We start from the raw sequence: 23567 nt of genomic DNA, 5'->3' as shown, positions 1-23567 counted from the left end.
GTGTTATTCCTCCTATTACTTCCGCTTAATTTGATGTACAGATGGCAAGTGCAATTGAATAAAGCTTACTTTCGGCTGAATCCGACCGGCTTGTTAAAGCAATCGGCGCCTTCGCTCCTGCCACCACAGCTCCCACCTTTGCATGTGCAAAGTAGATGAGAGATTTATAAAGAATGTTTCCTGCCTCAATTGTTGGCACAAGCAATATATCTGCATGGCCGGCTACATCACTCGTAATATTTTTATGAGAAGCTGCCGTTTGAGAAATGGCATTATCTAAAGCGAGAGGCCCATCAATCAGGCATCCAGAAATCTGCCCCCGCCGGTTCATTTGCGCAAGACTTGCCGCAGTCAAAGTTGAATCCATTGCCGGATTCACGACCTCCACCGCAGAGAGCACTGCAACCTTTGGCATGTCGTTACCGACAGCTTGTGCTACTTGAACAGAATTGATCGTTATCTCCTTCAGCATATTTAAATCGGGCGCGATGTTCATCGCAGAATCCGTGACATAAATAAAGCGGTCAAAGCCCGGCACTTCGAATGCCGCAACATGTGATAGGACACTTGCTGTCCTGAGCCCATATTCTTTATTCAGTACCGCTTTTAAAAGAACGGCTGTCGGGACATGCCCCTTCATCAAAATATCTGCATGCTTCTCGCTCACTGCCTGCACGGCAATTTTGGCCGATTCTTCGGGAGAATCTGAATGAATAATATCTATCCAGTCCTCATTGATTTCATGCTGCTTCACTAGCTCCTTCAGGTTGCGTTTGTTCCCAACCAGGAGAAAGCGAGCGACCTTTCGTTCAATTGCCATCTTGATGGCATGAAGCACTTCTTCGTCTTCTGCATGAGCCACAGCCGCTGTTTTATTCTGCAGCCGGGCGGCTTTCATAATCAGATCGTCAAGCTTCATATATGCCCACCTTTCCTTGTGCTCGGTTCATGTTTTATATGCAAGTTCCGTGCCAGTTTGAAACGCAGTGAAATGAGGCAGTTCGCATGACATTCATGCAATCTTTTGCAGTTTACATGCATTTTATTGCATGCTATCTTTTGCAAGTTGATATTTATCCATTTTATAGTAAAGGTTCCGAATACTGATCCCTAACGTTTTCGCTGTTTTCGTGCGATTGAATTGATGCTTTTCAAGGGTTTGTTTAATGAGCTGCGCTTCAAATGCCTCAACAGCATCCGATAGCGTCTCTCCCTCAAATTGACTGACAGCCAGTTCCTGCTGCTCTTTTTCTTCCTGATCTTCTGACTCCATGAACGAAATATGCCCCTCATCAATCCATTCTTCTTGCGGGTTCAAAAAGATCATGGCTCGTCCAAGTACATTTTCAAGCTCTCTTACGTTCCCAGGCCACTTATATGACCGCAGTCTTTTGAGAGCCTGTTCCGTTAAGCCGCTCACGTTCCGTCCATAGTCTAAATTGATCTTTTGGATGAGACGTTTGCTTAACGACTCAATATCCTCAAGACGCTGCCTTAGAGGCGGGATGGAGATCGGATATCTGTTCATCCGATAATATAAGTCCTCTCTGAACTTCCCTTCCGCCATCGCTTTTTCGATATTGACATTCGTTGCCGTGATGACACGAACATCGACCGGTATAGCCTTTGTTCCGCCTACTCTTACAATTTCTTTCTCCTGCATGACGCGCAGCAGCTTCGCCTGTGTACTTGGCGTCATTTCACCAATTTCATCTAAAAAAATGCTGCCTTGGTTCGCCTCTTCAAACAGCCCTTTTTTCCCGCCGCGCCTTGCACCAGAAAACGCTCCTTCTTCATAGCCAAAAAGCTCTGACTCTAAAAGGGTCTCTGATAAGGCCGCACAGTTGACCCGTACAAAGCGATTATATTTTCGGTCACTTTCATTGTGAATGGCATGCGCAAACAGCTCTTTTCCAGTTCCTGATTCTCCCCGGAGTAATATCGTGGCTGGCGTTTTCGCGCCTAGCTTTGCCTGCTCAAGCGCCACAAGCATTTGCTCACTTTCCCCAATAATGTCTTCAAAAGTGTACTTTGCTTCAAGTGTTCGGATGAGCTGTCTTGCTTTATTTAATTCATTCGTGAGTGATTGAATTTCTGATACGTCATGAATGACACCGACACTGCCTTTTAAGATGCCATCAACGATGACTGGGGCTACGTTGACGATCACATCTTTTTTATTCGGCCCGACTTTCATTCTGACGCCTCGAACTGGTCTTCTTGTTTCAAGTACCTTCAGATGCATGCTTTCTCCTTCAGAAATATCTGCACCTGCTGGTTTCCCCACAACTTCTTTATCTGTTAATCCAGTCATTTTCGTGTAAGCTCGGTTGATTAAGATCCCTTTTCCCTGTTCATCAACAACTGATATGGCTTCATCCGACGATTGAATGATCGCCTCCAGCATCGTTCGCACTTCTTTAAGGTTTGTCACTTCCTCCGCAAGCTCAACGGCATCTGTAATATCTTTAAAGATGGATAAAGCGCCTAGCATTCTCCCCGCGTCATCAATAATTGGCAAACGCGTTGTGACAATTTGTATTTGCTGATTCAGAAACTGTTTTTGATTAAATTCTGGCTCTCTCGATCTTAAAATGTCGGGTAGCTTTGTGTTTGGGATTACTTCTCGTATGTGGCGGCCAATCGCATCTTTTTGCGAACATCCAACCATTTTGGCTGCTGATCGATTAAATAGGACGACTTCTTCATCCATGTTTATAAAAATCATCCCGTCGTTTGTTGCATTAAAAATGCGGTCATGCTTATAGGTTTGTTCCTTTAAAATTTGAATCAGCTGCTGTTTTTCTGACATTAATTCTGAGATCACGTAAGCCATCGAACTTGGAACAATGACAGCGTGCTCTGGCTTTTCTTCCATCAGTTCTTTCAGCACTGCTGAACTGCCTGTTGTTTCAATGATGATATCAATGTCATCTTTTATGTATTCTTTCCAATCCGTTGTCGTATCAATTCCATTCTTTTTCGCTTCTGCCATCCCCGGTGCCTCAAGATCAAGGTCGGCGATCGCAATGATTTGAATCGTATTTGTTTTCAGCAATGTTTCAAGCAATGCTGATCCACCCTGTCCTGCACCGACAATCAAGACTCTCTGCATCCCGTTACCCCTTTATATGAAAAAATTTGCACACCATATTTTTCCGTTGCAAAAAATTGCACAACTCTTATATTACCACGTTTTCCTTTCTTGACAAAATATTTTTTGAATTAGACAATGGAAGTAAATGACGTTTAAGGGGACATTTGATGGGGAGAATACTTGCACTAGTGATTATTTTAATACCTGGCGCGCTTGCAGCACTTGGGATTAAGCTGCTGCGTGATACTGTTTTCGGCATCATCATTGAGCCATTTCCATTTTTATGGCTGCAAGGAATTGCAGGGTTGGTATTTTTAGGGGTGGGACTTTATGTAGTGGCTGGCTTTATTTTATATAGAGACCGTAAACGAAATAAAGTAACTGCTCGCTTTAAGCAGAGATAAAACGTGAAAAAAAGACCCGCTGATAATAGCAGGTCTTTATTTCATCTCTTCTCTTATTTTCACGGCTCGATCAGGAAAATCAGTGAAAATGCCATCGACACCTAAGGAAAACATGTTTTTCATTTGCTTTTCACTATTTACTGTAAACGGCCTGATCACTTGCTGAGATGCATGGAGAACTGACACAACCTCTTTGGTCACACCTGCACCCTTGATATTCGGATGGTAGCCTCTTGCTGGTACTGTTTTTATATACATCTCCGGCTGATGAATCACATCCATTGTGAGAACAGCTAGTTCAACATGCGGCATCAGTTTGTGAAAAAGAGCTAAACTGCCGTGATGAAACGATGAAACAAGTACACGATCTTCTATTTGAAAATGCTCAATTTGCTTTTTTACTTTCTCCTCGATACCCGGATATCGATAAATGGAGTTTTTCAGTTCAATATTGATGATCAATGATGATTGCTGCGTCACTAGCTCTAATACTTCCTCTAAAAGCGGAATGGATACAGCACCGGTTTCTTCATAGAATGAATGACTCGCATCTCCTGCTTTTAATTCTTCATATGTATGGTCTTTTACTAAACCTTTCATATTCGTTGTTCTGTTTAGTTTCTCATCGTGAATGACAGCAAGTCTGCCGTCTTTTGTCAGCTGAACATCCAGCTCAATTCCGTCAGCTCCCGAATGGAGTGCATGCTCGAAGGCTATCATGGTGTTTTCAGGATAGATGCCTTTAAAGCCTCTGTGTGCAAAAATTTTCGTCATAGGTCACCTCTAAATATGATGCTTCCTTTCATTATGACGTGTCTTTTTTCATTTTTCCAGTTTGAGCACATAAAAAAACCTCTTCTGATTCGTACGAAGAGGTTGACAGATAAATTCGATCACGTAATCGCTCTGATGGCTTGCTCTGTCGTCTCTGCGTCAAGAGCAAAAAGGGAAGAAACAACTGCGACTGCTGTAACAACGGTTACACCTAACAACAACTTTTTCATAAGATAACCTCCACTTTCTTTTGAAGTATTTGTGCATCGAATTTCTTTTCAAGAAAACGAATGGCGTTTTGATAGTCATTTCGTTCTTTGAAGTATTTCGATATTTGTTCAGACAAATCCTCAAGTTCCACATATAATCTATTTTTTTCTATGTAGTCTAATTTTTCAGAGAATACGTCTGCTGCCCCACTATTCTCGCACATCAAATCCAAAATTTCAAATTTTACTATATATTCATTATTTTGGATATCGCAACTATACAGAATACCCTCTTTAATATATCCCCTCGCCTCTTGATCTCCTAGATGAACCAAGGCATTTGCCAGAACATATAAAGACTGGATGTAATAATGGCTATTATCACGGTGAATTTGAATGCCCATCCCTTTTTTGGCATAATGTGCGCTTTTTTCATAATCATGCTTTGCATAATAAAGAACCGCTAAATTGTGATAGCATTTCCCAATCAGCACTTCATTGTTAATGCGCTTACTTTTCTCAAGTGCTTCTTGATACTTTTCCTCTGCTTCATTGAATTGGAACAAATCAATACAATTACTTGCATGTAAAATCAAGCTGTCAATCGCCTGCGCTGTGTACTCTTCATGCGCTTTGAATGTATCAATGGCTTTTTTAATATGATTAATGGATATGAAATTTTGTTTCAGTTCGTAATAGACCGAAGCAACCTTATGGTGAAAAGTTCCTACTTCCAGATCTTCATTCACACGTTTTAGCCGCTGTTCTGCAATTTTGTAAAAACTGATGGCTTCATCATACTTTTTCACATATGCAGCATATTGGCCTTTGTAAAAATAAAAATAAAAATTAATAATGTCATCTGCCTTATCATCGAGCGTTCCGACACTTTTCATAATTTGATTGGCTTTTTCAATATTTCCAAGTAACATTTCATGTCTGCCGTCAACAAGCTGATAATAAAGGAGAACTTCACGGTCTTCATCTGTATTTTTTAGCAAATTCTGAATTTTCTCTTTATAGACAGCAGATTTTTCTAGGTCATTCTGAGAAATGACCCTCGTCCACTTGCTAATTTCGTTCGCTACCTCAGCAGAGTGGATTTTCAGCTTCCCCATAACCTCACCCTCTTCTTTTCATTATTATAGCATAGTAAAAGAATGTGAAAATTATTAAATTCGACAATGGGAATATTCAGTTCAAATGGCACAATCTCTAAGAAGCCAGTGACTTTAAAACGCCAATCAATCAGGTCAATAGAAATAGAACTTTCGATCTCGTTTGCTTTAATTACCAAATCCATAAGACCTTTTCCTCTCATCCTTTTTCTTACGAATGAGCGTTTTCTTCTTCTATTTTGAAAACTTAACGATCGATTGGCGCAGCTGATTACCACTACTTTATGTCATTTTTATTTTATTCATGCTTTATTTTTCATTTTATTCTGAAAATAAAGATACCCGTTTGTCCAATTTAAACATTAAGATGATTTTATCAAACCTAACCAATTTTTGACAACATCTTTCAAAATAAAAAAACGTCTCAATAAAGAAACGTTTTTTATGAAAAATATACTAGCTTGCTCTATGCTCTAAACGCAGACGATCGGCTACCATGGCAATAAATTCTGAATTGGTTGGTTTCGCTTTTGACATGCTGACAGTATAACCAAAGAGTGAGGAAATGGAATCAATGTTTCCTCTGCTCCAAGCCACTTCAATGGCATGACGAATCGCTCGTTCTACCCTGCTGGCAGTCGTGTTAAATTTCTTCGCAATGTCTGGGTACAACACTTTAGTGATGCTTCCGAGAAGCTCAATGTCATTGTACACCATAGAAATCGCTTCTCTTAAGTATAAATAGCCTTTAATATGAGCGGGCACGCCAATCTCATGAATGATGGTCGTAATGCTCGCATCTAAGTTTTTACGTTTCGGTTCAGGTTTGTTACGAAGAACACTGTTTTGGATAGATGAAGAGCGATGGGTAACTTGTGTGCCGTTTCCACTGACTTGACGAATATGACCTACTAGGTTTTCCATATCAAATGGCTTTAAAATGAAATAGGATGCGCCCAAATCAACTGCTTTTTTCGTGACATCTTCTTGTCCAAATGCCGTTAGCATAATCACACTTGGCTGTTTCGTCATTTCATTGTTTTCACGGAGGCGTTCCAGTACAGCAAGACCGTCTAAATGAGGCATGATAATATCTAAGAGGAGAACGTCGGGCTCTTTATCTTTAAATAATGTCAGGCATTCCTGACCATTATACGCCACGCCAAGTACTTCCATATCTTCCTGTCCCTCAATGTACTCTGTCAACAGGCCAACAAGCTCTCGATTGTCATCAGCTACACACACTTTAATTTTCTCCACGTTCTTTCCTCCCCAATGTCGATTCCTTTAGTCTTTTGCATTTCTCTTCTGAGTGTTCAATTCGACAAAACCATGCTATCCCCTTTAAAAAACTTTAATTTTCCGAATAATAGAGCATTATCTAGCTTTTTCTACGTTTTTCTTAACGAATCGACGATTATTGCAATTTGACAACATGCTTTTTTCCATTTTGTCGAAAAATCTCTTTTTCCTTATTTTATAACATGATGGAAGAGAAAGAAAGGGTAGAAAAAAACTGCCGGAAGATTCGCGGCAGTTTGATGATCAGCTTGCTTTTTTGTTTTTTTGATAAAGATCGATTCCTGCTTCTGACAGCATCCATTCAATGTGTACGCCGTACCCGCTAGTCGGATCATTGACGAATACGTGTGTGACTGCTCCAATGACTTTGCCATTTTGGATGATGGGGCTTCCGCTCATTCCTTGGACGATTCCGCCCGTTTTGCTTAAAAGACGCTCATCTGTTACCTTTAATACCATTCCTTTAGTTGCTGGGAATTTCTGAGGTGTTGTGCTGACGATTTTAATATCAAACTTCTCCACTTTATCATGATCCACAACAGTTAAAATTTCTGCTGGGCCTTCTTTTACTTCATTTGATAAAGCGACTGGAAGTGGTTTATCTGCTATATGATTTTCAAGCTTTTCGGTTAACGTACCAAAGATACCAAAAGGGCTGTTGCGGGAGATATCTCCTATTGTTTTTCTTTCGGAAGAGAATCTCGCCAATTTTTCTCCAGGATTACCTCCTGTGCCTTTTTCAATCGATGTCACGGTTGATCTGACAATTTCACCATTGTCGACAACAATTGGTTTTTTTGTATCCATGTCAGAAATCACATGCCCAAGGGCACCATATTTTTTAGATGAAGGTTCAAAAAAGGTCATCGTGCCGATTCCTGCTGCAGAATCACGAATGTAAAGACCAATTCGATAGATGCCTTCACTCGCATCTTTTGCGGGTGTTAATGTTGTTTGAAAGGTTTTATGATCTCTCTTTACGAGCAAACGAAGCGTTTCACCCGTTTTCCCGGCTTTCTGGATAAATGGGGTGAGGTCATTCATTTTCTCCATTTTTTGACCATTGATTTCAATGATCATATCCCCTGATTGAATGCCTGCGGCTTCACCTGGTGATTTTTTGCCGTCTGCTGTTGTGATTTGATGAAAACCTACAACGAGAACTCCTACAGAGTGGAGCTTGACGCCAATGGATTGCCCTCCAGGAATGACTTTTAATTCAGGGAGAACGTCAACTTTTGTTTTCTTAATAGGAAATCCTTTAAAATCATAAACAATTTCAGCTTTTCCCGCCTTTTGTCCTGTAATATCCAGCTGATTCTTTTTCTCTGAAAGGCTAAAGGCTGGCGAAGAAGCATTGGCTGACGCTTCAATCGATGTGTCAATCGAGTGCTTCTGTTTTTCAAATACAGCAACATTTGTTGGAATGCTGATGTACTCCTTCACTATGCTCATAAACCCTGTACTTATTAAAGAAACAAGGAGAATCACACCAATGGCTTTTCTCATCTTTTCGGGCATTCATTTTTCACTCTCCTCGCTCCTTACCCACACCAGAACACTCATGTTTTGGCTACATCTTTACTTTTGCCTTCTTCGAGAGGATTTATAACCGGCAGCTTTAGAAAATGATTGGATAAATTGATAAAAGAAAAAGACGATTTTTTGGGTATATACGCGGGTTTTTAGACAACATAAAAAAAGGCAGCCGATGATTCAGCTACCCTGTTGTTTTGACATCATTTGCTTGGTGCAATAGTTCTTTTGCGTGCTGTTTTGTCAGCTCTGTCACTTCCACACCGGCAATCATCCGGCCAATTTCACTCACTTTTTCTTCATGACTTAATGGTTTGACACTTGTCAGTGTTCTGCCCGCTTTCGAGCGTTTCGAAATGAAAAGATGTGTGTCGGCCATTGCTGCTACTTGAGGCAGATGTGTAATGCAGAGCACTTGTGACCCAGACGCTACTTTGTGAATTTTTTCGGCAATGGCCTGTGCGACTCTGCCGCTGACGCCTGTATCAACCTCATCAAAAATAATGGATGTGACGTCTTGTTTGGCTGAGAAAATACTCTTCACAGCGAGCATGACACGTGAGATTTCTCCTCCGGAGGCTACTTTCGATAAAGATTTCATCGGTTCGCCTGTATTTGTAGAAATGACAAATTGTGCTTGGTCGATTCCATTTTTTCCGAGCTGGACAGGTTTTCCGTCTAAAAGCGGACAATCTGTGCTGCCAAAAGGCGCATATCGAACAGAAAAAGCTGTGTCAAATGCTGACTTCTCCATATACAAATCCTTGAGCTCCGTTTGAATTTGCTTGGCTAGCTTTTTGGCCCATTTTTTTCGCAGCTCCGAAACATTAAGTGCTTCAAGCAGAGCATCACGACTCATCGCATCCAGTTTATTTTTGAGCGTCTGGAGGTGGCTGTCTCGATTTTGAATTTGATCTATTTCTTCTTCAATCTTCGCCGCATACTCCAAAATTTCCTCAACGGTTGTGCCGTATTTTCGTTTTAACTGCTTCATTTCATTCAGCCTGGATTCAATAAAATCAAGACGAGCCGGATCGAATTCTAATTGATCCAGCATGCTTCGCATTTGGAAGGTTGAATCCTCTAATAAGTAGTAGGAGTTCGACACTTGTTCGGATAGCTTCTTCAAATCATCGTTGATCTCAGACACCTGCTCAAGCTCGCTTGAGGACATGCCAACCCAATCAAGTCCTCCTTGTTCATTACGCAAGGCGTTATACGCGTTTTGAAGTGAGGAATAGATTTTTTCGTAGTTGCTGATTTGATGACGCTCTTCCTGAAGCCTCTCATCTTCTCCTGGCTCTAATTGCGCCGCCTCAATCTCCTCTAGCTGAAATTGCAGTAAATCTAACCGGTGCACCATTTCCTGCTCGTTCTCAGACAGCTGCCTTAGCTTTTGAGCCGTCTTCATATATTGATCATATGCTTCTTGATACTGCAAGAGAGCCGGTGCAATTTCTTCTGCCCCAAATTGATCAAGCAAATGCAGATGATTTTCATCTTCCATGAGCAGCTGGTTATCGTGCTGACCATGTATATCAAGCAAAAGCCGTCCTACTTCACGTAAAATTGAGATGGTGACAAGCTTTCCATTAATACGGCAAATGCTTTTCCCGCTGTTGTTAATATCACGGCGGAGGATCATCATTTCATCTGACGCATCAATTCCTTGCTCTTCGCAAAGAGCAAATACAGGATGATCGGCTGGTACAAGAAAAAGCCCTTCCAGCTCTGCCTTTTTTTCACCGTAGCGGACAAATTCAGAAGAACCTCTTCCTCCCACGAGAAGTGAGACAGCGTCAATCATGATGGATTTTCCGGCACCTGTTTCCCCCGTTAGGACCGTGAGTCCTTTTTCAAATGAAACCGTTAACTCTTCAATGATTGCAAAGTTTTTAATGGTTAGTTCTGCTAACACTCATTTGACACCTCTTTTAGTAAACCTGATTCTTTATAGAAGCTCTAAAATTTTGCTCGAAACTGTCTCTGTATCATCTGGGGTGCGGCAAATGATTAAAATGGTATCATCCCCGCAAATCGTTCCCATAATTTCTTCCCAATCTAAATTATCCATTAAAGCACCAATCGCCTGAGCATTACCCGGCATTGTTTTAAGAACAATCAAATGACTGGCAGCATCCATTTTAATAAATGCATCCATCAGGGAACGCTTCAGCTTTGACAGCGGGTTAAACCGCTGATCCGCAGGAAGACTGTATTTATATGTCCCATTGTTCGTCGGAACTTTCACTAAATGTAATTCTTTAATATCTCTAGAAACGGTCGCTTGTGTGATGTTATATCCATCGGCTTTCAAAATATCGACCAATTCATCTTGTGTTTCGATTTCTTGGCTTGCAATGATTTCTCTAATTTTAATATGCCTTTGACCTTTATTCATATATTAGACCCCCCTAGGCGTTTCATTCTCAGTTTGTCTTTACGTTCTATGTTATATGATGCACACTTCAAAAAACAAGCATTACGTGAGATACAGCCGATTCTCATCTTTTGACCATGTAAAAAGGAATAATAGCGAGCTATTATTCCTTTTGTTTCAACGAGTTCATGTGTCAGCCGGCTCAGGGCTGTTTTTCTTCTCTTTCAATACGGAGTGGGCTTCCTTGACGATCTTTTCAAGTTCTGAAACCGGAAGTGCCGCATTTTCTTCTTGATCAGGATGAAGCACTAAATGAAGCAGAAATTCAATATTTCCGTCTCCTCCAGTGATAGGCGAAAATGATACAGCTTTTACATCATAGCCTTCTTTAGCAGCAAATTGATTCATCTCTTCTAGTACACCCAGGTGGACAGACGGCTCACGCACGATGCCTTTTTTCCCAACAAGCTCTCTGCCCGCTTCAAATTGAGGCTTAACGAGTGCAATACAGTCACCACCGGGAACAAGAATATGCTTTAAAGCCGGCAGAATGAGTTTAAGTGAAATAAAAGATACATCAATTGATGCCACTTCTGGCAATCCTTCAGTAAAATCAGCTGGAACTGAATGGCGGAAATTGGTGCGCTCCATGACGATGACCCTGTCATCCTGCCTTAATTTCCACGCAAGCTGATTGTAGCCAACGTCTACAGCATATGATTTGACCGCTCCATTTTGAAGAGCACAATCTGTAAATCCGCCTGTTGATGAGCCAATATCAATCAGCAATTTCCCTTCAACTGTCAGGTCAAATTCTTTGAGCGCTTTTTCGAGCTTCAACCCGCCGCGGCTTACGTATTTGAGAGGATTCCCTTTCACTGTGAGCGGTGTATCACGAGCAATTTTCTCTCCTGGTTTATCCAAACGGTTTTCATTTGAGTAAACGATACCTGCCATGATGGCACGCTTTGCTTTCTCTCTTGTTTCCATTAGTCCTTGTTCGACTAATAAAACGTCAAGTCGTTCTTTCTTTGATGTCATGATCCAATTCCTTTTCTTGGTGCTGCAGGAAGCAGGTCACGTAAAGTCTCAGCAACCTGTGCTTTCGTCAGACCAATTTCTTCGAGCAGAGCATCAACACTTCCATGCTCAATAAATTCATCTGGGATACCCATGCGTTCTACTTTGATATGTGATGCTTTCTTGTCGTGTATATATTCTAATACGCTGCTGCCAAACCCGCCTTGGAGCACAGCTTCTTCAATCGTTAAAATCGGAATACCTTCAGAAAGAATATCATTTAGCATTGCTTCATCAAGCGGCTTAATAAACCGAGCGTTGACGACACGAATTGATTTCCCTTCTTTTTGAAGCTCCTCAGCTGCTTGCAGCGCCATTTTAATCGTCGTACCGAATGTTAAGATCACGGCATCCTTCCCTGGACGAAGAACCTCCCAAGACCCAATCGGAATGGTTTTCAGCTGTTCATCCATTTTCACGCCCAGCCCATTTCCGCGCGGGAAACGCATGGCAATAGGACCGTCATCGTACTGAATGGCTGTATTGACCATGTGCTGACCTTCATTTTCATCCTTCGGCATCATAAGTACCATATTCGGCATATGACGCATGAAGGCAATATCAAACACGCCTTGATGCGTTTCTCCATCTGCACCGACAAGACCCGCACGGTCAATCCCGATAAATACATTGAGGTTCTGGCGGCAAATATCATGCAGCACTTGATCATAAGCTCTCTGCAGGAATGTTGAATAAATCGCTAAAAATGGCTTCATATCCTGCGTTGCAAGCCCAGCTGCCATTGTGGCTGCATGCTGCTCAGCAATCCCTACATCAAACATTCGCTCAGGAAATTCCTTTGCGAAGCCTTCAAGTTTTGAGCCAACAGGCATCGCAGGCGTGATGGCCACAATTCGCTCATCTTTCCGCGCAAGCTTTCTGACTGTTTCACTGACAAGACCACTCCATGACGGTGCAGCAGCTGCTGGTTTTACAAAATCACCTGTATCAATTTTGTATGGACCTGTGCCGTGCCAAGTCCCAATTTTATCGGATTCTGCCGGCTGATAGCCTTTTCCTTTTTTCGTGATGACATGCAGCAGGACAGGACCTTTTGTTTTCTTTGCATATTCAAGGTTTTCAAAAAGATCTTCATAAGAATGTCCATCGACAGGACCTAAGTAAGTGAATCCCATTTCCTCAAAGAACATGCCAGACACAAGTAAATATTTGAGGCTGTCTTTAATACGCTCTGCTGTGGCAGCAAGCTTTCCGCCTACAGCTGGAATCCGCTTGAATAAATATTCGAGCTCGTCTTTTACCCATTGGTATTTGCCTGCTGTGCGCAGTCTGCCAAGCATTGTGTGAATCGCACCGACGTTTGGTGCAATACTCATTTCATTATCGTTTAAGATGACGATCATATCTTTCTTTTCATCACCGATATGATTCAGAGCTTCCAGCGCCATACCTCCGGTTAATGCACCATCTCCAATAATCGGAAGGATATATTCATCTGTCCCTTTAATATCCCGCGCAGCCGCCATCCCCATTGCGCCAGATAATGAGGTTGAGCTATGGCCTGTTTCCCAAACATCATGCTCACTTTCGTTTCGTTTAGGAAAACCGCAAAGTCCTTTATATTGACGAAGTGTATCAAACTCCGCTCCTCTTCCAGTTAACAGCTTGTGAACGTAAGACTGATGTCCAACATCCCAAAGGAATTTGTCTTTCGGGCTGTCAAATACTTTATGAAGGGCAACTGTGAGTTCAACGACACCCAGGTTCGGACCGATATGCCCGCCAGAGTTAGCTAAGGACTCAATTAAAAACATGCGAATGTCAGCACTAAGCTCCTCTAATTCTGCATTTGACATTCCTTTTAGAAACGTTGGATTTTTTATTGATAAAAGATCCAATCAGGATCAACTCGCTTTCAACAAAATTTCTATCTACATATATAATGCCTTATTCCTAGGAAAACCAAGCAGGAATAAGAGTTGTCTCATCATGATAAACTGTTTACAGTTTACCACAATTGCTCGAAGACCCTCAAATCTAGGCTGTTTTTAATGATCTCTTGAGGCGATCAGATCACATAACTCATGCAGCAATTGCTGCTCTAATTCAAGATTTGAGACGATTTCTTTTGCACGTGTGATGTGCTCGTGCAGCTTTTCTTTTGCTCCTGAAAGCGTTAATAAAGAAGGATATGTCGACTTTTCATTCGCTGTATCAGAGCCGACCCGTTTTCCTATTTTTTCTTCGCTTCCTTCGAGATCTAAAATGTCATCACGGATTTGAAAAGCAATCCCGATATGATAGCTGAATTCTCTTAGTTTTTCGATATCGTCATCTGATGCTCCTGCCAGCATTGCACCTGCTGTAACGCTGAATGTGAGTAGCTTTCCTGTTTTCCGGGCGTGAATGGATTCTAGTTCAGCAAGCGGCACTTGTTTTTGCTCTGCTTCCATGTCATCAAATTGACCGCCAACCATTCCTAGTGCACCTGCTGACTTCACAAGCTCATCGATGATTCTGAGCTTTTGGTCAGCAGAGACGCTGTTAGATAGCTGCGATGTAATCAGGTGGAAGCTTTCCGTTAAAAGAGCATCTCCAGCGAGGACCGCGGTTGCTTCCCCGTATACTTTATGGTTGGTCGGCTTTCCTCTGCGAAGGTCATCATCGTCCATGCAAGGAAGGTCGTCATGTATCAATGAATACGTATGAATCATTTCTACAGCACAGCCAACCGGTATGCCATCTTCTTCGTTTTTTCCGTAGGCATGTAATAAAGCAAGAACGAGAACTGGACGAAGTCTTTTCCCTCCAGCTTCAAGAGAGTAAAGCATCGAAGATTTTAGGTCTTCTGGAATCTTCAATTCCTGGACATATGTAAATAAATAATCTTCAATGGCCTGTTTTCGTGTTGTTAAAAAATCCTGCAAATTACTTGTCACCAGCATCTGCCTCCTTCACTGAGAAAGGAGCCAGCTCACCGTCCTCTTTTAAAATGAAATCCATTTGCTTTTCAACGTGCTGTAATTTTTCATGACAAAGCTTTGAAAGTGTCATGCCTTCTTGGAAATAATGAATGGCTTGCTCAAGTGGTACATCTCCTTCTTCGAGCTTCCCAACGATCTCCTCAAGACCTTTCATCGCTTCTTCAAATGTCATTTGTTCTTCTTTTTGTTTATTTGATTCTGTCATGATGATTGCCCCTCCTTCTCAATAACCTCACAAATCAGACGTCCATCCTTCATGGTGATAGCCAGCTGATCCTTCGTATCGACTTGATTCACACTTTTAATCAGTTCATCATCTTTATAGGCTAAACTATAGCCTCTTTCCATCACTTGAAGTGGATTTAATGCATTTAGTTTACCAAGAACAGATTGGAACTGCGAATGTATTGTTTTCATTTGCACATTCATGCTGCGAACGAGCTGTTCTGTTTCATTGGCGTGGCGTTTCTTCGCCTGAAGCAGCTGCTCTTTTGGATGGAGCGGCTTCAGCCTGTATGTTTGGCGGTCTAGTTGACTGCGTTTTTGTTCAATTTGTCTCGTCAGCTGTTTTTGAAAACGGTCAAATACCAAATCGAATTGCTGCTCTTTTTGCTCCTGCAATCGTTTTGGAAAACGAAAGGCATAAGAGGATTGCAGCGCCACAAGACGGTCTTTCGCTTGTGAAGTTCGATTTTTCACAGCCCTTGTGAGCCGAATGTCTATGGATTTGATTCGTTCTATTAAATCGGCTGTGCTTGGAACAGCGAGCTCAGCTGCTCCTGTTGGTGTGGGTGCTCTCATGTCTGCAGTGAAATCACTGATCGTAAAGTCCGTTTCATGCCCCACTGCAGAAATGATTGGAATGTCTGATGCGAAGATCGCTCTTGCGACAGCTTCTTCATTAAAGGCCCAAAGTTCTTCAATCGAACCGCCTCCTCTTCCGACAATCAAGACATCACAGAGCTGTTTGTCATTTGCTTCCTTGATCCGCTCTACGATTGAACGGGTGGCATTCTCACCTTGGACTAGCGCCGGAAGCACAATGATTTTCGCCTGCTGATAGCGCCGGTTAATCGTTGTAATGACATCTCGAACAGCCGCTCCTGTTGGGGATGTAATGACACCAACAACCTCTGGATATTCAGGAATTGGTTTTTTATAGCGCGCATCAAATAAGCCTTCACTTGCCAGCTTTTTCTTCAGCTCTTCATAAGCAAGATGAAGAGCACCAACACCATCAGGCTGCATTTCTTTTGCATATAATTGATAGTTGCCGCTTGGTTCATATACTTGAATCCCGCCGCGTACAAACACTTTCATTCCGCTCTTTGGTGAAAAAGGCAGCTTTGATGCGGAACGCTGGAACATGACAGCTTGCATGCGTGCGTTTTCGTCTTTTAAGGTGAAGTACACGTGACCTCTTGAATGTATCTTCACATTGGATAACTCACCTTTGATCCAAATATCTTCTAAATGCGGATCAACATCAAATTTTCTTTTTATGTATTTTGTAAGGGCTGTGACCGTCACAAAGGCTTTTTCACTCATGACGTATTCCTCCTCTTCAAAAACGCACATTCATCCACCGGCAGTATGCAGGTGGATGAATGGATAAAGCTTATGCTAATGTACGTTTTGCTGATTTAACCGTATTGTGTGCAAGCATCGTAATCGTCATTGGACCGACTCCGCCAGGGACTGGTGTGATGTAAGAAGCTTTTTCTTTTGCTTCTTCAAAATCAACATCCCCAACAAGTTTCCCAGTGTCCAAACGATTGACTCCTACATCGATGACAATTGCGCCTTCTTTGATTTGGTCAGCTTTAATAAAGTTTGCTCGACCGACGGCAACAACTAAAATGTCCGCTTTTAACGTATGTTCTGAAATATTCGCCGTTCTTGAATGGCAGTAAGTAACCGTTGCGTTTTCATTTAACAGCAATTGTCCAACTGGTTTGCCGACAATATTGCTGCGTCCAACAACGACTACTTCTTTTCCAGAAAGACTGACACCCGTTTTGTTCAGTAATTCAACAATGCCTGCTGGTGTACAAGGAAGGAATGTATCTTCCCCAAGCAGCATTTTCCCGATATTTAATGGATGGAAACCATCCACATCTTTCTCAGGTGAAATACGTTCAATGACGGCTTTTTCAGAAATGTGTTTAGGCAGTGGAAGTTGAACAAGAATCCCGTGGAATTGATCGTTCGCATTGTACTGATCAATCAGCTGAAGCAATTCTTCTTCTGTTAAAGAAGCATCTAAATGATCAAGCTGGAAATGCATGCCCATTGCTTCTGCTGCTTTTTTCTTCCCGCGTACGTAAGAAAGTGAAGCCGGATCATCACCGATTAGAATAACGGCAAGACCAGGTGTGACTCCTTTTTGTTTTAGCTCTTCTACTTCTTTTGCTAATTGTTCACGCTTTTCTTTTGCTGTTTCTTTCCCATCGATGATTGTTGCTGTCATGTCGAATCCTCCTATTGCTGCTTTAGGTCGTTTTTAATGTTTGAAAGTACACCATTTACAAATTTCGGTGCTTTATCATCGCCGAATAATTTGGCGAGTTCAATCGCTTCATTCATTGAGACACTAAGTGGGATGTCTTCTTGATACACCATCTCGTACACAGACAGCCTTAAAATGGCTCTGTCTACGTTTGCAATACGATCGAGTTTCCAATTCACTAGATGCTGAGAGATCATGTCATCAAGCTTGTCCTTTTGTTCAAGCACACCGAAAACCAGTTCCTCGAAGAAAGGATCTGATTCTTGTTCATCCAGCGCATGTGTAATGGCCTCTTTCGGATCAATATTGCTCACATCAATTTGAAATAATGTTTGTAGCGCCTTTTCTCTTGCAGTTCTTCTTTTCATTATTTACTCCTTTAACCACTTTATCCGCTTGTCGTTAAGCCATACAGAGATCATAACATATTTTGACCGTGGTCGCACCAAGATCCATGCGAGCTGTGACGAAAAACGAATCAATCAACGCGTGACGTTATCAATATTCGGAAATTACTCAAAAATGGGCTTTAAAAAACCAAAGAGGCAATGCCTCCTTGGTTTCACTTGAACCCTTCTTTACATTTCTTGATCTACTTCAGCCTCAGGTGCTTTTGTATCAAATTGAATGCCAACGACATGAATGTTAATTTCATTAATCGTTAAGGCAGTCATGTTCAAAAGGGTTTGACGGATATTTTCTTGTACAGCAGTGGATACCTTTGGAATGGATAGGCCAAATTCAACCACACAATACACATCGATTGTGATTCCTTCATCAGAGACATCTACTTTTACACCTTTACGGTGATTTTTCTTACCAAAGCGTTCTGCTACATCAGCAGCGAAATTGCCGCGCATTTCGGCAATGCCTTCGACTTCTGAAGCGGCGATCCCAGCAATGACTTCAATCACTTCTGGTGCAATTTGCACTTTTCCCAATTGATCTTCATCAAGGTTCATTTCAAGCAAATTGTTTTCTGACACGATCATTCACCTCCGAAAGCTGTGATTATTTCATGATTTGGTATGTTTCTAAAAACTTCGTATTAAAATTACCGCTCACAAATGTTTCATGCTCGAGCAATCTAAGGTGGAATGGAATCGTTGTATAGACTCCTTCAATGACGAATTCTTGAAGCGCACGTTTCATTTTTGCAATCGCTTCTTCTCTTGTCTTACCATATGTGATCACTTTTGCAATCATGCTGTCATAATATGGCGGAATCACATAGCCCGGATAAGCGGCAGAATCAACACGTACTCCTAAACCGCCTGGCGGAAGATACATTTTAATTTCACCAGCTGAAGGCATGAAGTTTTTCTCTGGGTTCTCTGCATTGATGCGGCATTCGATCGCCCAGCCTTCATATACGACATCCTCTTGTGTAAGAGAAAGCTTCTCACCTGATGCAACCTTGATCTGTTCTTTGATCAAGTCTACACCTGTGACCATTTCTGTCACAGGATGTTCTACTTGAATACGAGTATTCATTTCCATGAAGTAGAACTTCTCTTCATTATAATCATAAATGAATTCCACTGTTCCAGCACCAGTGTATTCAACAGCTTCTGCTGCTTTTACGGCTGCTTCACCCATTTGCTCACGGATGTCTGCATTCAGTGCTGGTGATGGCGTTTCTTCAAGAAGCTTTTGCATTCTTCTTTGGATCGAGCAATCACGCTCTCCTAAATGAATCGTATTGCCATGCTGATCTGCAAGCACTTGGATTTCCACATGTCTAAAGTCTTCAATGAACTTTTCTAAATAGACACCAGGGTTCCCAAAGTTTTGTGCCGCTTCCTGCTGCGTGATGGTCACTCCGTTAATAAGCTCTTCTTCTGTACGAGCCACACGGATTCCTTTACCGCCTCCGCCTGCAGTTGCTTTAATAATCACAGGATACCCAATACTAGCTGCTGTTGAAACAGCATCATCAAGATCTTTTACAATTCCTTGAGAACCAGGAACGATCGGGACGCCTGCACTCTTCATTGTTTCTCGCGCGACATCTTTCGTTCCCATTTTGGAAATCGCTGACGCAGTTGGGCCAACAAAGATCACATTACATTCCTCGCAAAGCTCTGCGAAGTCTGCATTTTCTGCTAAAAAGCCGTATCCTGGATGGATGGCATCTGTCCCTGTTAATTTTGCTACGCTGACAATATTCGTGACATTTAAATAACTATCTTTAGAAGCAGTCGGTCCGATGCAATATGCTTCATCAGCCATTTGTACATGCAGCGCATCGCGATCCGCTTCAGAAAATACCGCAACAGTTTCAATTCCAAGCTCCTTACAAGCGCGGATAATTCTAACTGCGATTTCTCCTCTGTTTGCAATTAATAGCTTTTTAATCATGATCGTACTCCTTACTCTGCTTTCACTAGAAAGAGGGGTTGTCCGAATTCTACAAGCTGACCGTTTTCAGCTAGTACTTCGACGATTTCACCTTTTACTTCTGCTTCGATTTCATTAAACAGTTTCATCGCTTCCACGATACATACAACTGAATTTTCCTTCACCTTAGAGCCTGTTGTCACGTATGGATCTGCTTCTGGTGAAGATGAAGCATAAAATGTGCCAACCATTGGGGATGTGATTTTATGCAGATTTTCAGACGCAGCTGCCTCTTGTGCAGGGGCTTCGGTCTGAGCTGGAGCTTGTGCTGTAGGAGCTTGTTGAGCTGGAGCTGCTTGGACTGGAGCCACTGGTGCTGGTGCCGCAACTTGCTGAACGACTTCTTTATTTTTTTTCAGTTTGATTTTTGCACCTTCGTTTTCGTACGTAAACTCATCGATTGTAGAGTCGTCAATTAATTTAATCAGTTCATGAATTTCTTCGATTTTTAACATGGATTTGCACCCCTATGTATGGATTTATCTTTTTATTATAGGCTAGTACTAAAAGTACATACTATAACCATCTTACAGGAGGATTTCAATGAATTCAACTACTATTGTGGTGAAGCGCCTCGCGTAAGCACCTTGGAGAGGGCGTCAAGCCGCATCAAAAAACGCCCTTTTCGGTAAAAGGGCGCCAGTTCTTTTTTATTGATTAGTCGGCTCAAAAGTGACAGCTACATTATCAAGACCTCTCATTTCTTTTGTGACCATATCAATAATATCCGCTGCTTGAGACTTTGATTTTTTATCAGAACGAACCGTGATGCTCACTTTGTCTCCTTCAGCACTTACGAGCGCATCTTTATAGCCTTTTGTTTTGATCAAGGTTTCGAGCTGACGCTCAGTTCCTTCTGCCTCACTAAGTGCGGTCATTTGATCGTATGCTTCACTTTTTTCTTGTGCCGTTGCATCGTCACTGGACACGATTTCGTTGAATTCTTCGCGCTGCTTGCTTCGTTTATCTTCAAGCTCTAGTCTGTATGTTGTAAAAAGCTCATCATCTGTTTGCTCTGACACAGCCTTTCCTTCTTCACCGCTTGTTTCGATATCCTCTTGTTTGCCGTTTGTTTCTTTGTCAGTGGATTTCTTATCTGCACCTTTATCCGTCCCTTTATCCGTCCCTTTATCCGTCCCTTTTTCTGTTTCAACCTTTTTCTCTTCAGTGCCTTTTGATTTCGTATCTTCTACTGTCACTGCATTTTCACCCTGTGGAGACATGATATAGTACACACTTAATACGACAACTAAACTTAGCATCGTTAATAGCCACACCGTTTGTTTTTTTAACATCATTCCGAATCCTCCTTGATTTTTTTAGGGGCAACAGCCACTCTATGGCTCGGTACATCAAGCACTCGTGTAACCGCTTCAATGATGGTTTTCTTTATTTGAACGTTGTCTACTCCTTGAGCAACAACGAGGACACCTCGAATTTCTGGCTTTTTCGTTTGAACAACAACTGGTGTTTCTTCATTACCATTTTTGATGATGACCACTTCTTCTTCTTTTGTTTGATCGGTGACACTTCGCACGCCGCCTTCTTTATCTGTTTCCTCGGTCGTTGTACTTTTATTGGATTTGTTTTTTTCAAACACTTTTAAAGAAGTTGCATCTACATTGACCACAATTGATACATCCTCAACGCCAATGATGGTCTCTAAAATTTCTTTCAGCTGATTTTCGTATTCCTGCTCTACGTCCTCAATTGAATTCTTTGGTTTACCTGAGGATGCCGGTTTGAATACCTCCTGCTCTTCTGAGGATGTTTTTTTAGATGCAGGAACCGCAGCTTGTTGTTTGCTTGATGGCGGTGACAAGATCTGACTGACTAACATGAAAGATACGCCGATAATGAATACAAGCAGCAAGTAATGGTGCTTCGTTAATTTGGGTTTTCCTTCACCTTTTTCAGGCGGCTGGAAGAATGATTTCAGCTTTTGTTTCCAGTCCTTGTTATTCATGATCTGCTGCGTCACCTCCCTCAATGTTCAGCGCGATATGCTCAGGACTCGTATTCCAAACATCAGCAAGTGTCTCTTTCACCCTCGTGATCTCTTTGCTAGAAGATCCAGCGCTTTCCTCCTTTTGCCTGGAGAGATCAATGTCCACCTTTGCCACCGTTTCTACAGCATCACCTGTGAGCGGGGAAAGAACTGCTTTGATGCGAAATTGATCCGCCTCCATATTCTGATCCAGATGCTCCTCATCAGCCAGCACTTCTACGTGTTTCATTTCATAGCTCTCCTTCTCCAGTGGCTCCTTTGCGCTTTTTTCTAGTTGGACAGCCATTTGCTTTAAAATATATGCACGCTGAGAGGCTTGTATTTCTTTTTTTTCTAAATTCATCTGATTTTTTATTTCTTCTGACTGCGCTTCTTCCTTCCCTTTCATCAATTCTGAAAAAATTTGGTCAGGATCTGCTCGAAATAAAGCAAAAATCGGATTGAGCATCACCACGATTAGCAGCAGGCTGACGACCATTTTTGCATACTTTTGCATGCTCGAATTGGGAAGCAGAAGATCAATAACAATCGCAAATAAGATAAAGAGAATAATGCTTGTGATCCATTCCGTGAGAAAGCTCAAAAGGTGTCCCCTCCTTACTTCATCATCATGGTCAGGTTACCCGCAGTAATGATGACGGTAATGCTTAAAAAGAACATGAGCGACACAACTGCAAGTGCGGCAAATATATACAGCACACTTTTTGAAATGACATCAAGACAGCTGATGATGGGTCCGCCCCCTAACGGCTGAAGGATGGCAGCCGCAAGCTTATAGATAAGGGCTAACGAAAGTACTTTAATTGCCGGGAAGGCGGCAATTGAAATCAAAATGGCGACCCCAACTAGTCCGACTGTATTTTTGAGCAAAACTGAGGCGCTGATCACAGTATCCGTCGCATCTGTAAACATTCTGCCTAGGACAGGGATGAAGTTTCCGGTAATGAATTTGGCTGTACGAAGGGCGATTCCATCAGTAACCGCCGCAGATGCACCCTGAACGGAAATGACGCCGAGAAAAACGGTTAAAAAAACGGCAAGCCCGCCAATTGCCACATTTCTTAACAGCTGAGCAAGCTGGGTGACCTTGTATTGTTCGGTCAGCGTACTAATAATGCTCAATATCGCTGATAAAAAGATGAGCGGGAGAACGACATACTGTATGAAAACACCGCTCGTGTTCATTAAAAATAAAATAACGGGATGAAAGAATCCGGCTGAGACAAGCCCGCCTGATGAAGCAATAAGCGCTAGTAAAAGAGGAATAAGAGCAAGAATAAAGCTGGTCATCGTTTGAATGGCCTCTGTTGCATAGGAAATCGCCACATGAAAGCTGTTGAGTGCAATAATGATCAGCACCATATAAACAAGAGCATATGCGACTTTGCTGACGGTGCTTTGTTCAAAGGCATTTTGCAAAAGCTGCAAAAGCGAACAAAAGATGGTGAGTAAAATGAGAGTACCTAGGAGCTTTCCGTTTGCAATGACCTCGTGAAATAGATAATGTACAAAGGCTTTCAGCCATGTTTTGGGAGACAACTCTTTATCGCCGTCAATCATTTCCTTCACTGTGCCCTTTTGGCTTTCTGGCAAAAAGCCGCCATACTCGTCCAATATGGTTTCCCAAAAGTCACTGATGGAATGAAGCTCAAGTGCATCAGCCTGTCCATTCGCCACTTCTTCTGCTGCTGGCTGTTCATTAGATAAAGGTTCTTTTTCTTCTGCACCTGCATGAGGAGCAATCAGCCAAAAGAAAAGCATCAATCCTATAACAGCAGTCACCCGTTTCATTATCATCACCTCTT

23 protein-coding genes are annotated in these 23567 nt (G+C 42.0%); 1 reads left to right on the top strand and 22 read right to left on the bottom strand.

Translation table 11 applies throughout. From position 1 onward, the window contains the following. Nucleotides 1-25: 25 nt before the first annotated feature. On the bottom strand, nucleotides 26-919 hold the full coding sequence (gene yqiS, locus JVX94_RS02995) for a phosphate butyryltransferase (RefSeq protein ID WP_111292267.1): 894 nt from the start codon (nucleotides 917-919) through the stop codon (nucleotides 26-28). Nucleotides 920-1042: 123 nt separating this feature from the next. Further along, a complete protein-coding gene (locus JVX94_RS02990; RefSeq protein WP_205184511.1) occupies nucleotides 1043-3115 on the bottom strand; it encodes a sigma-54 interaction domain-containing protein in 2073 nt (690 codons plus the stop codon). Between the two features lie 149 nt (nucleotides 3116-3264). On the opposite strand from JVX94_RS02990, the gene JVX94_RS02985 reads away from it, so the two are divergent. Continuing rightward, complete coding sequence (locus tag JVX94_RS02985; protein ID WP_111292269.1) at nucleotides 3265-3501, top strand: DUF2627 domain-containing protein; 237 nt, start codon at nucleotides 3265-3267, stop codon at nucleotides 3499-3501. Between the two features lie 36 nt (nucleotides 3502-3537). Here the strand turns inward: JVX94_RS02985 and JVX94_RS02980 are convergent, their stop codons facing one another. The 20 genes from JVX94_RS02980 to spoIIIAE form a co-directional block, all read right to left on the bottom strand. Next, nucleotides 3538-4275 carry a glycerophosphodiester phosphodiesterase gene (locus JVX94_RS02980; protein WP_205184508.1) on the bottom strand — a complete coding sequence of 246 codons (738 nt, stop codon included), beginning with the start codon at nucleotides 4273-4275 and terminating at the stop codon, nucleotides 3538-3540. Between the two features lie 226 nt (nucleotides 4276-4501). After that, the gene (locus tag JVX94_RS02975) at nucleotides 4502-5602 is read right to left on the bottom strand and encodes a Rap family tetratricopeptide repeat protein (RefSeq protein ID WP_095408972.1); all 1101 of its coding nucleotides are present in this window, start codon (nucleotides 5600-5602) and stop codon (nucleotides 4502-4504) included. A 456-nt stretch (nucleotides 5603-6058) separates the two neighbouring features. Beyond that, nucleotides 6059-6862, bottom strand: coding sequence for a sporulation transcription factor Spo0A (spo0A, locus tag JVX94_RS02970; RefSeq protein ID WP_024422935.1), 804 nt, complete (start codon nucleotides 6860-6862; stop codon nucleotides 6059-6061). Nucleotides 6863-7147: 285 nt separating this feature from the next. Then, nucleotides 7148-8425, bottom strand: a complete 1278-nt coding sequence (spoIVB, locus tag JVX94_RS02965; RefSeq protein WP_048239243.1) for a SpoIVB peptidase — start codon at nucleotides 8423-8425, stop codon at nucleotides 7148-7150. Nucleotides 8426-8624: 199 nt separating this feature from the next. Beyond that, nucleotides 8625-10358 carry a DNA repair protein RecN gene (gene recN, locus JVX94_RS02960; RefSeq protein ID WP_197198246.1) on the bottom strand — a complete coding sequence of 578 codons (1734 nt, stop codon included), beginning with the start codon at nucleotides 10356-10358 and terminating at the stop codon, nucleotides 8625-8627. 33 nt (nucleotides 10359-10391) lie between these two features. Next, nucleotides 10392-10841, bottom strand: coding sequence for a transcriptional regulator AhrC/ArgR (ahrC, locus tag JVX94_RS02955; RefSeq protein WP_024422938.1), 450 nt, complete (start codon nucleotides 10839-10841; stop codon nucleotides 10392-10394). Between the two features lie 165 nt (nucleotides 10842-11006). Next, nucleotides 11007-11861, bottom strand: coding sequence for a TlyA family RNA methyltransferase (locus JVX94_RS02950; protein ID WP_095408976.1), 855 nt, complete (start codon nucleotides 11859-11861; stop codon nucleotides 11007-11009). Beyond that, nucleotides 11858-13759: a 1-deoxy-D-xylulose-5-phosphate synthase gene (dxs, locus tag JVX94_RS02945; RefSeq protein ID WP_111292271.1), complete on the bottom strand. Its 1902-nt coding sequence runs from the start codon at nucleotides 13757-13759 to the stop codon at nucleotides 11858-11860. Before dxs ends, JVX94_RS02950 begins: the two co-directional genes overlap by 4 nt. Before the next feature lie 150 nt (nucleotides 13760-13909). Beyond that, nucleotides 13910-14806 (bottom strand): polyprenyl synthetase family protein, encoded by an 897-nt coding sequence (locus tag JVX94_RS02940; protein WP_420796794.1) that lies wholly within the window; start codon nucleotides 14804-14806, stop codon nucleotides 13910-13912. Next, entirely contained in the window at nucleotides 14790-15050 is a 261-nt protein-coding gene (locus tag JVX94_RS02935) for an exodeoxyribonuclease VII small subunit (RefSeq protein ID WP_003215880.1), read from the bottom strand. Before JVX94_RS02935 ends, JVX94_RS02940 begins: the two co-directional genes overlap by 17 nt. Next, entirely contained in the window at nucleotides 15047-16393 is a 1347-nt protein-coding gene (gene xseA, locus JVX94_RS02930) for an exodeoxyribonuclease VII large subunit (RefSeq protein ID WP_048239238.1), read from the bottom strand. The genes JVX94_RS02935 and xseA overlap by 4 nt, the downstream gene beginning before the upstream one ends. Before the next feature lie 70 nt (nucleotides 16394-16463). Further along, entirely contained in the window at nucleotides 16464-17315 is an 852-nt protein-coding gene (gene folD / locus JVX94_RS02925) for a bifunctional methylenetetrahydrofolate dehydrogenase/methenyltetrahydrofolate cyclohydrolase FolD (protein ID WP_024422943.1), read from the bottom strand. A gap of 11 nt (nucleotides 17316-17326) precedes the next feature. Then, a complete protein-coding gene (gene nusB, locus JVX94_RS02920) occupies nucleotides 17327-17722 on the bottom strand; it encodes a transcription antitermination factor NusB (RefSeq protein WP_034661255.1) in 396 nt (131 codons plus the stop codon). A gap of 210 nt (nucleotides 17723-17932) precedes the next feature. Continuing rightward, nucleotides 17933-18340, bottom strand: coding sequence for an Asp23/Gls24 family envelope stress response protein (locus JVX94_RS02915; protein ID WP_034280262.1), 408 nt, complete (start codon nucleotides 18338-18340; stop codon nucleotides 17933-17935). 25 nt (nucleotides 18341-18365) lie between these two features. Then, complete coding sequence (gene accC, locus JVX94_RS02910) at nucleotides 18366-19715, bottom strand: acetyl-CoA carboxylase biotin carboxylase subunit (RefSeq protein ID WP_039179872.1); 1350 nt, start codon at nucleotides 19713-19715, stop codon at nucleotides 18366-18368. 11 nt (nucleotides 19716-19726) lie between these two features. Beyond that, entirely contained in the window at nucleotides 19727-20209 is a 483-nt protein-coding gene (gene accB / locus JVX94_RS02905; RefSeq protein WP_095408980.1) for an acetyl-CoA carboxylase biotin carboxyl carrier protein, read from the bottom strand. A 195-nt stretch (nucleotides 20210-20404) separates the two neighbouring features. Next, nucleotides 20405-21049 (bottom strand): SpoIIIAH-like family protein, encoded by a 645-nt coding sequence (locus JVX94_RS02900; RefSeq protein WP_205185497.1) that lies wholly within the window; start codon nucleotides 21047-21049, stop codon nucleotides 20405-20407. Further along, complete coding sequence (gene spoIIIAG / locus JVX94_RS02895) at nucleotides 21049-21720, bottom strand: stage III sporulation protein AG (protein WP_024428005.1); 672 nt, start codon at nucleotides 21718-21720, stop codon at nucleotides 21049-21051. Before spoIIIAG ends, JVX94_RS02900 begins: the two co-directional genes overlap by 1 nt. Next, a complete protein-coding gene (gene spoIIIAF / locus JVX94_RS02890; RefSeq protein ID WP_095408982.1) occupies nucleotides 21713-22345 on the bottom strand; it encodes a stage III sporulation protein AF in 633 nt (210 codons plus the stop codon). Before spoIIIAF ends, spoIIIAG begins: the two co-directional genes overlap by 8 nt. Before the next feature lie 14 nt (nucleotides 22346-22359). Continuing rightward, nucleotides 22360-23553 carry a stage III sporulation protein AE gene (gene spoIIIAE, locus JVX94_RS02885; protein WP_205184505.1) on the bottom strand — a complete coding sequence of 398 codons (1194 nt, stop codon included), beginning with the start codon at nucleotides 23551-23553 and terminating at the stop codon, nucleotides 22360-22362. Nucleotides 23554-23567 lie beyond the last annotated feature (14 nt).

This window comes from Bacillus sp. PDNC022 (genome assembly GCF_016919285.1).
GTDB lineage: Bacteria > Bacillota > Bacilli > Bacillales > Bacillaceae > Bacillus > Bacillus safensis.
Note: the sequence above shows the minus strand (reverse complement) of the source record. Positions and strands in the feature narration are given on the sequence as shown.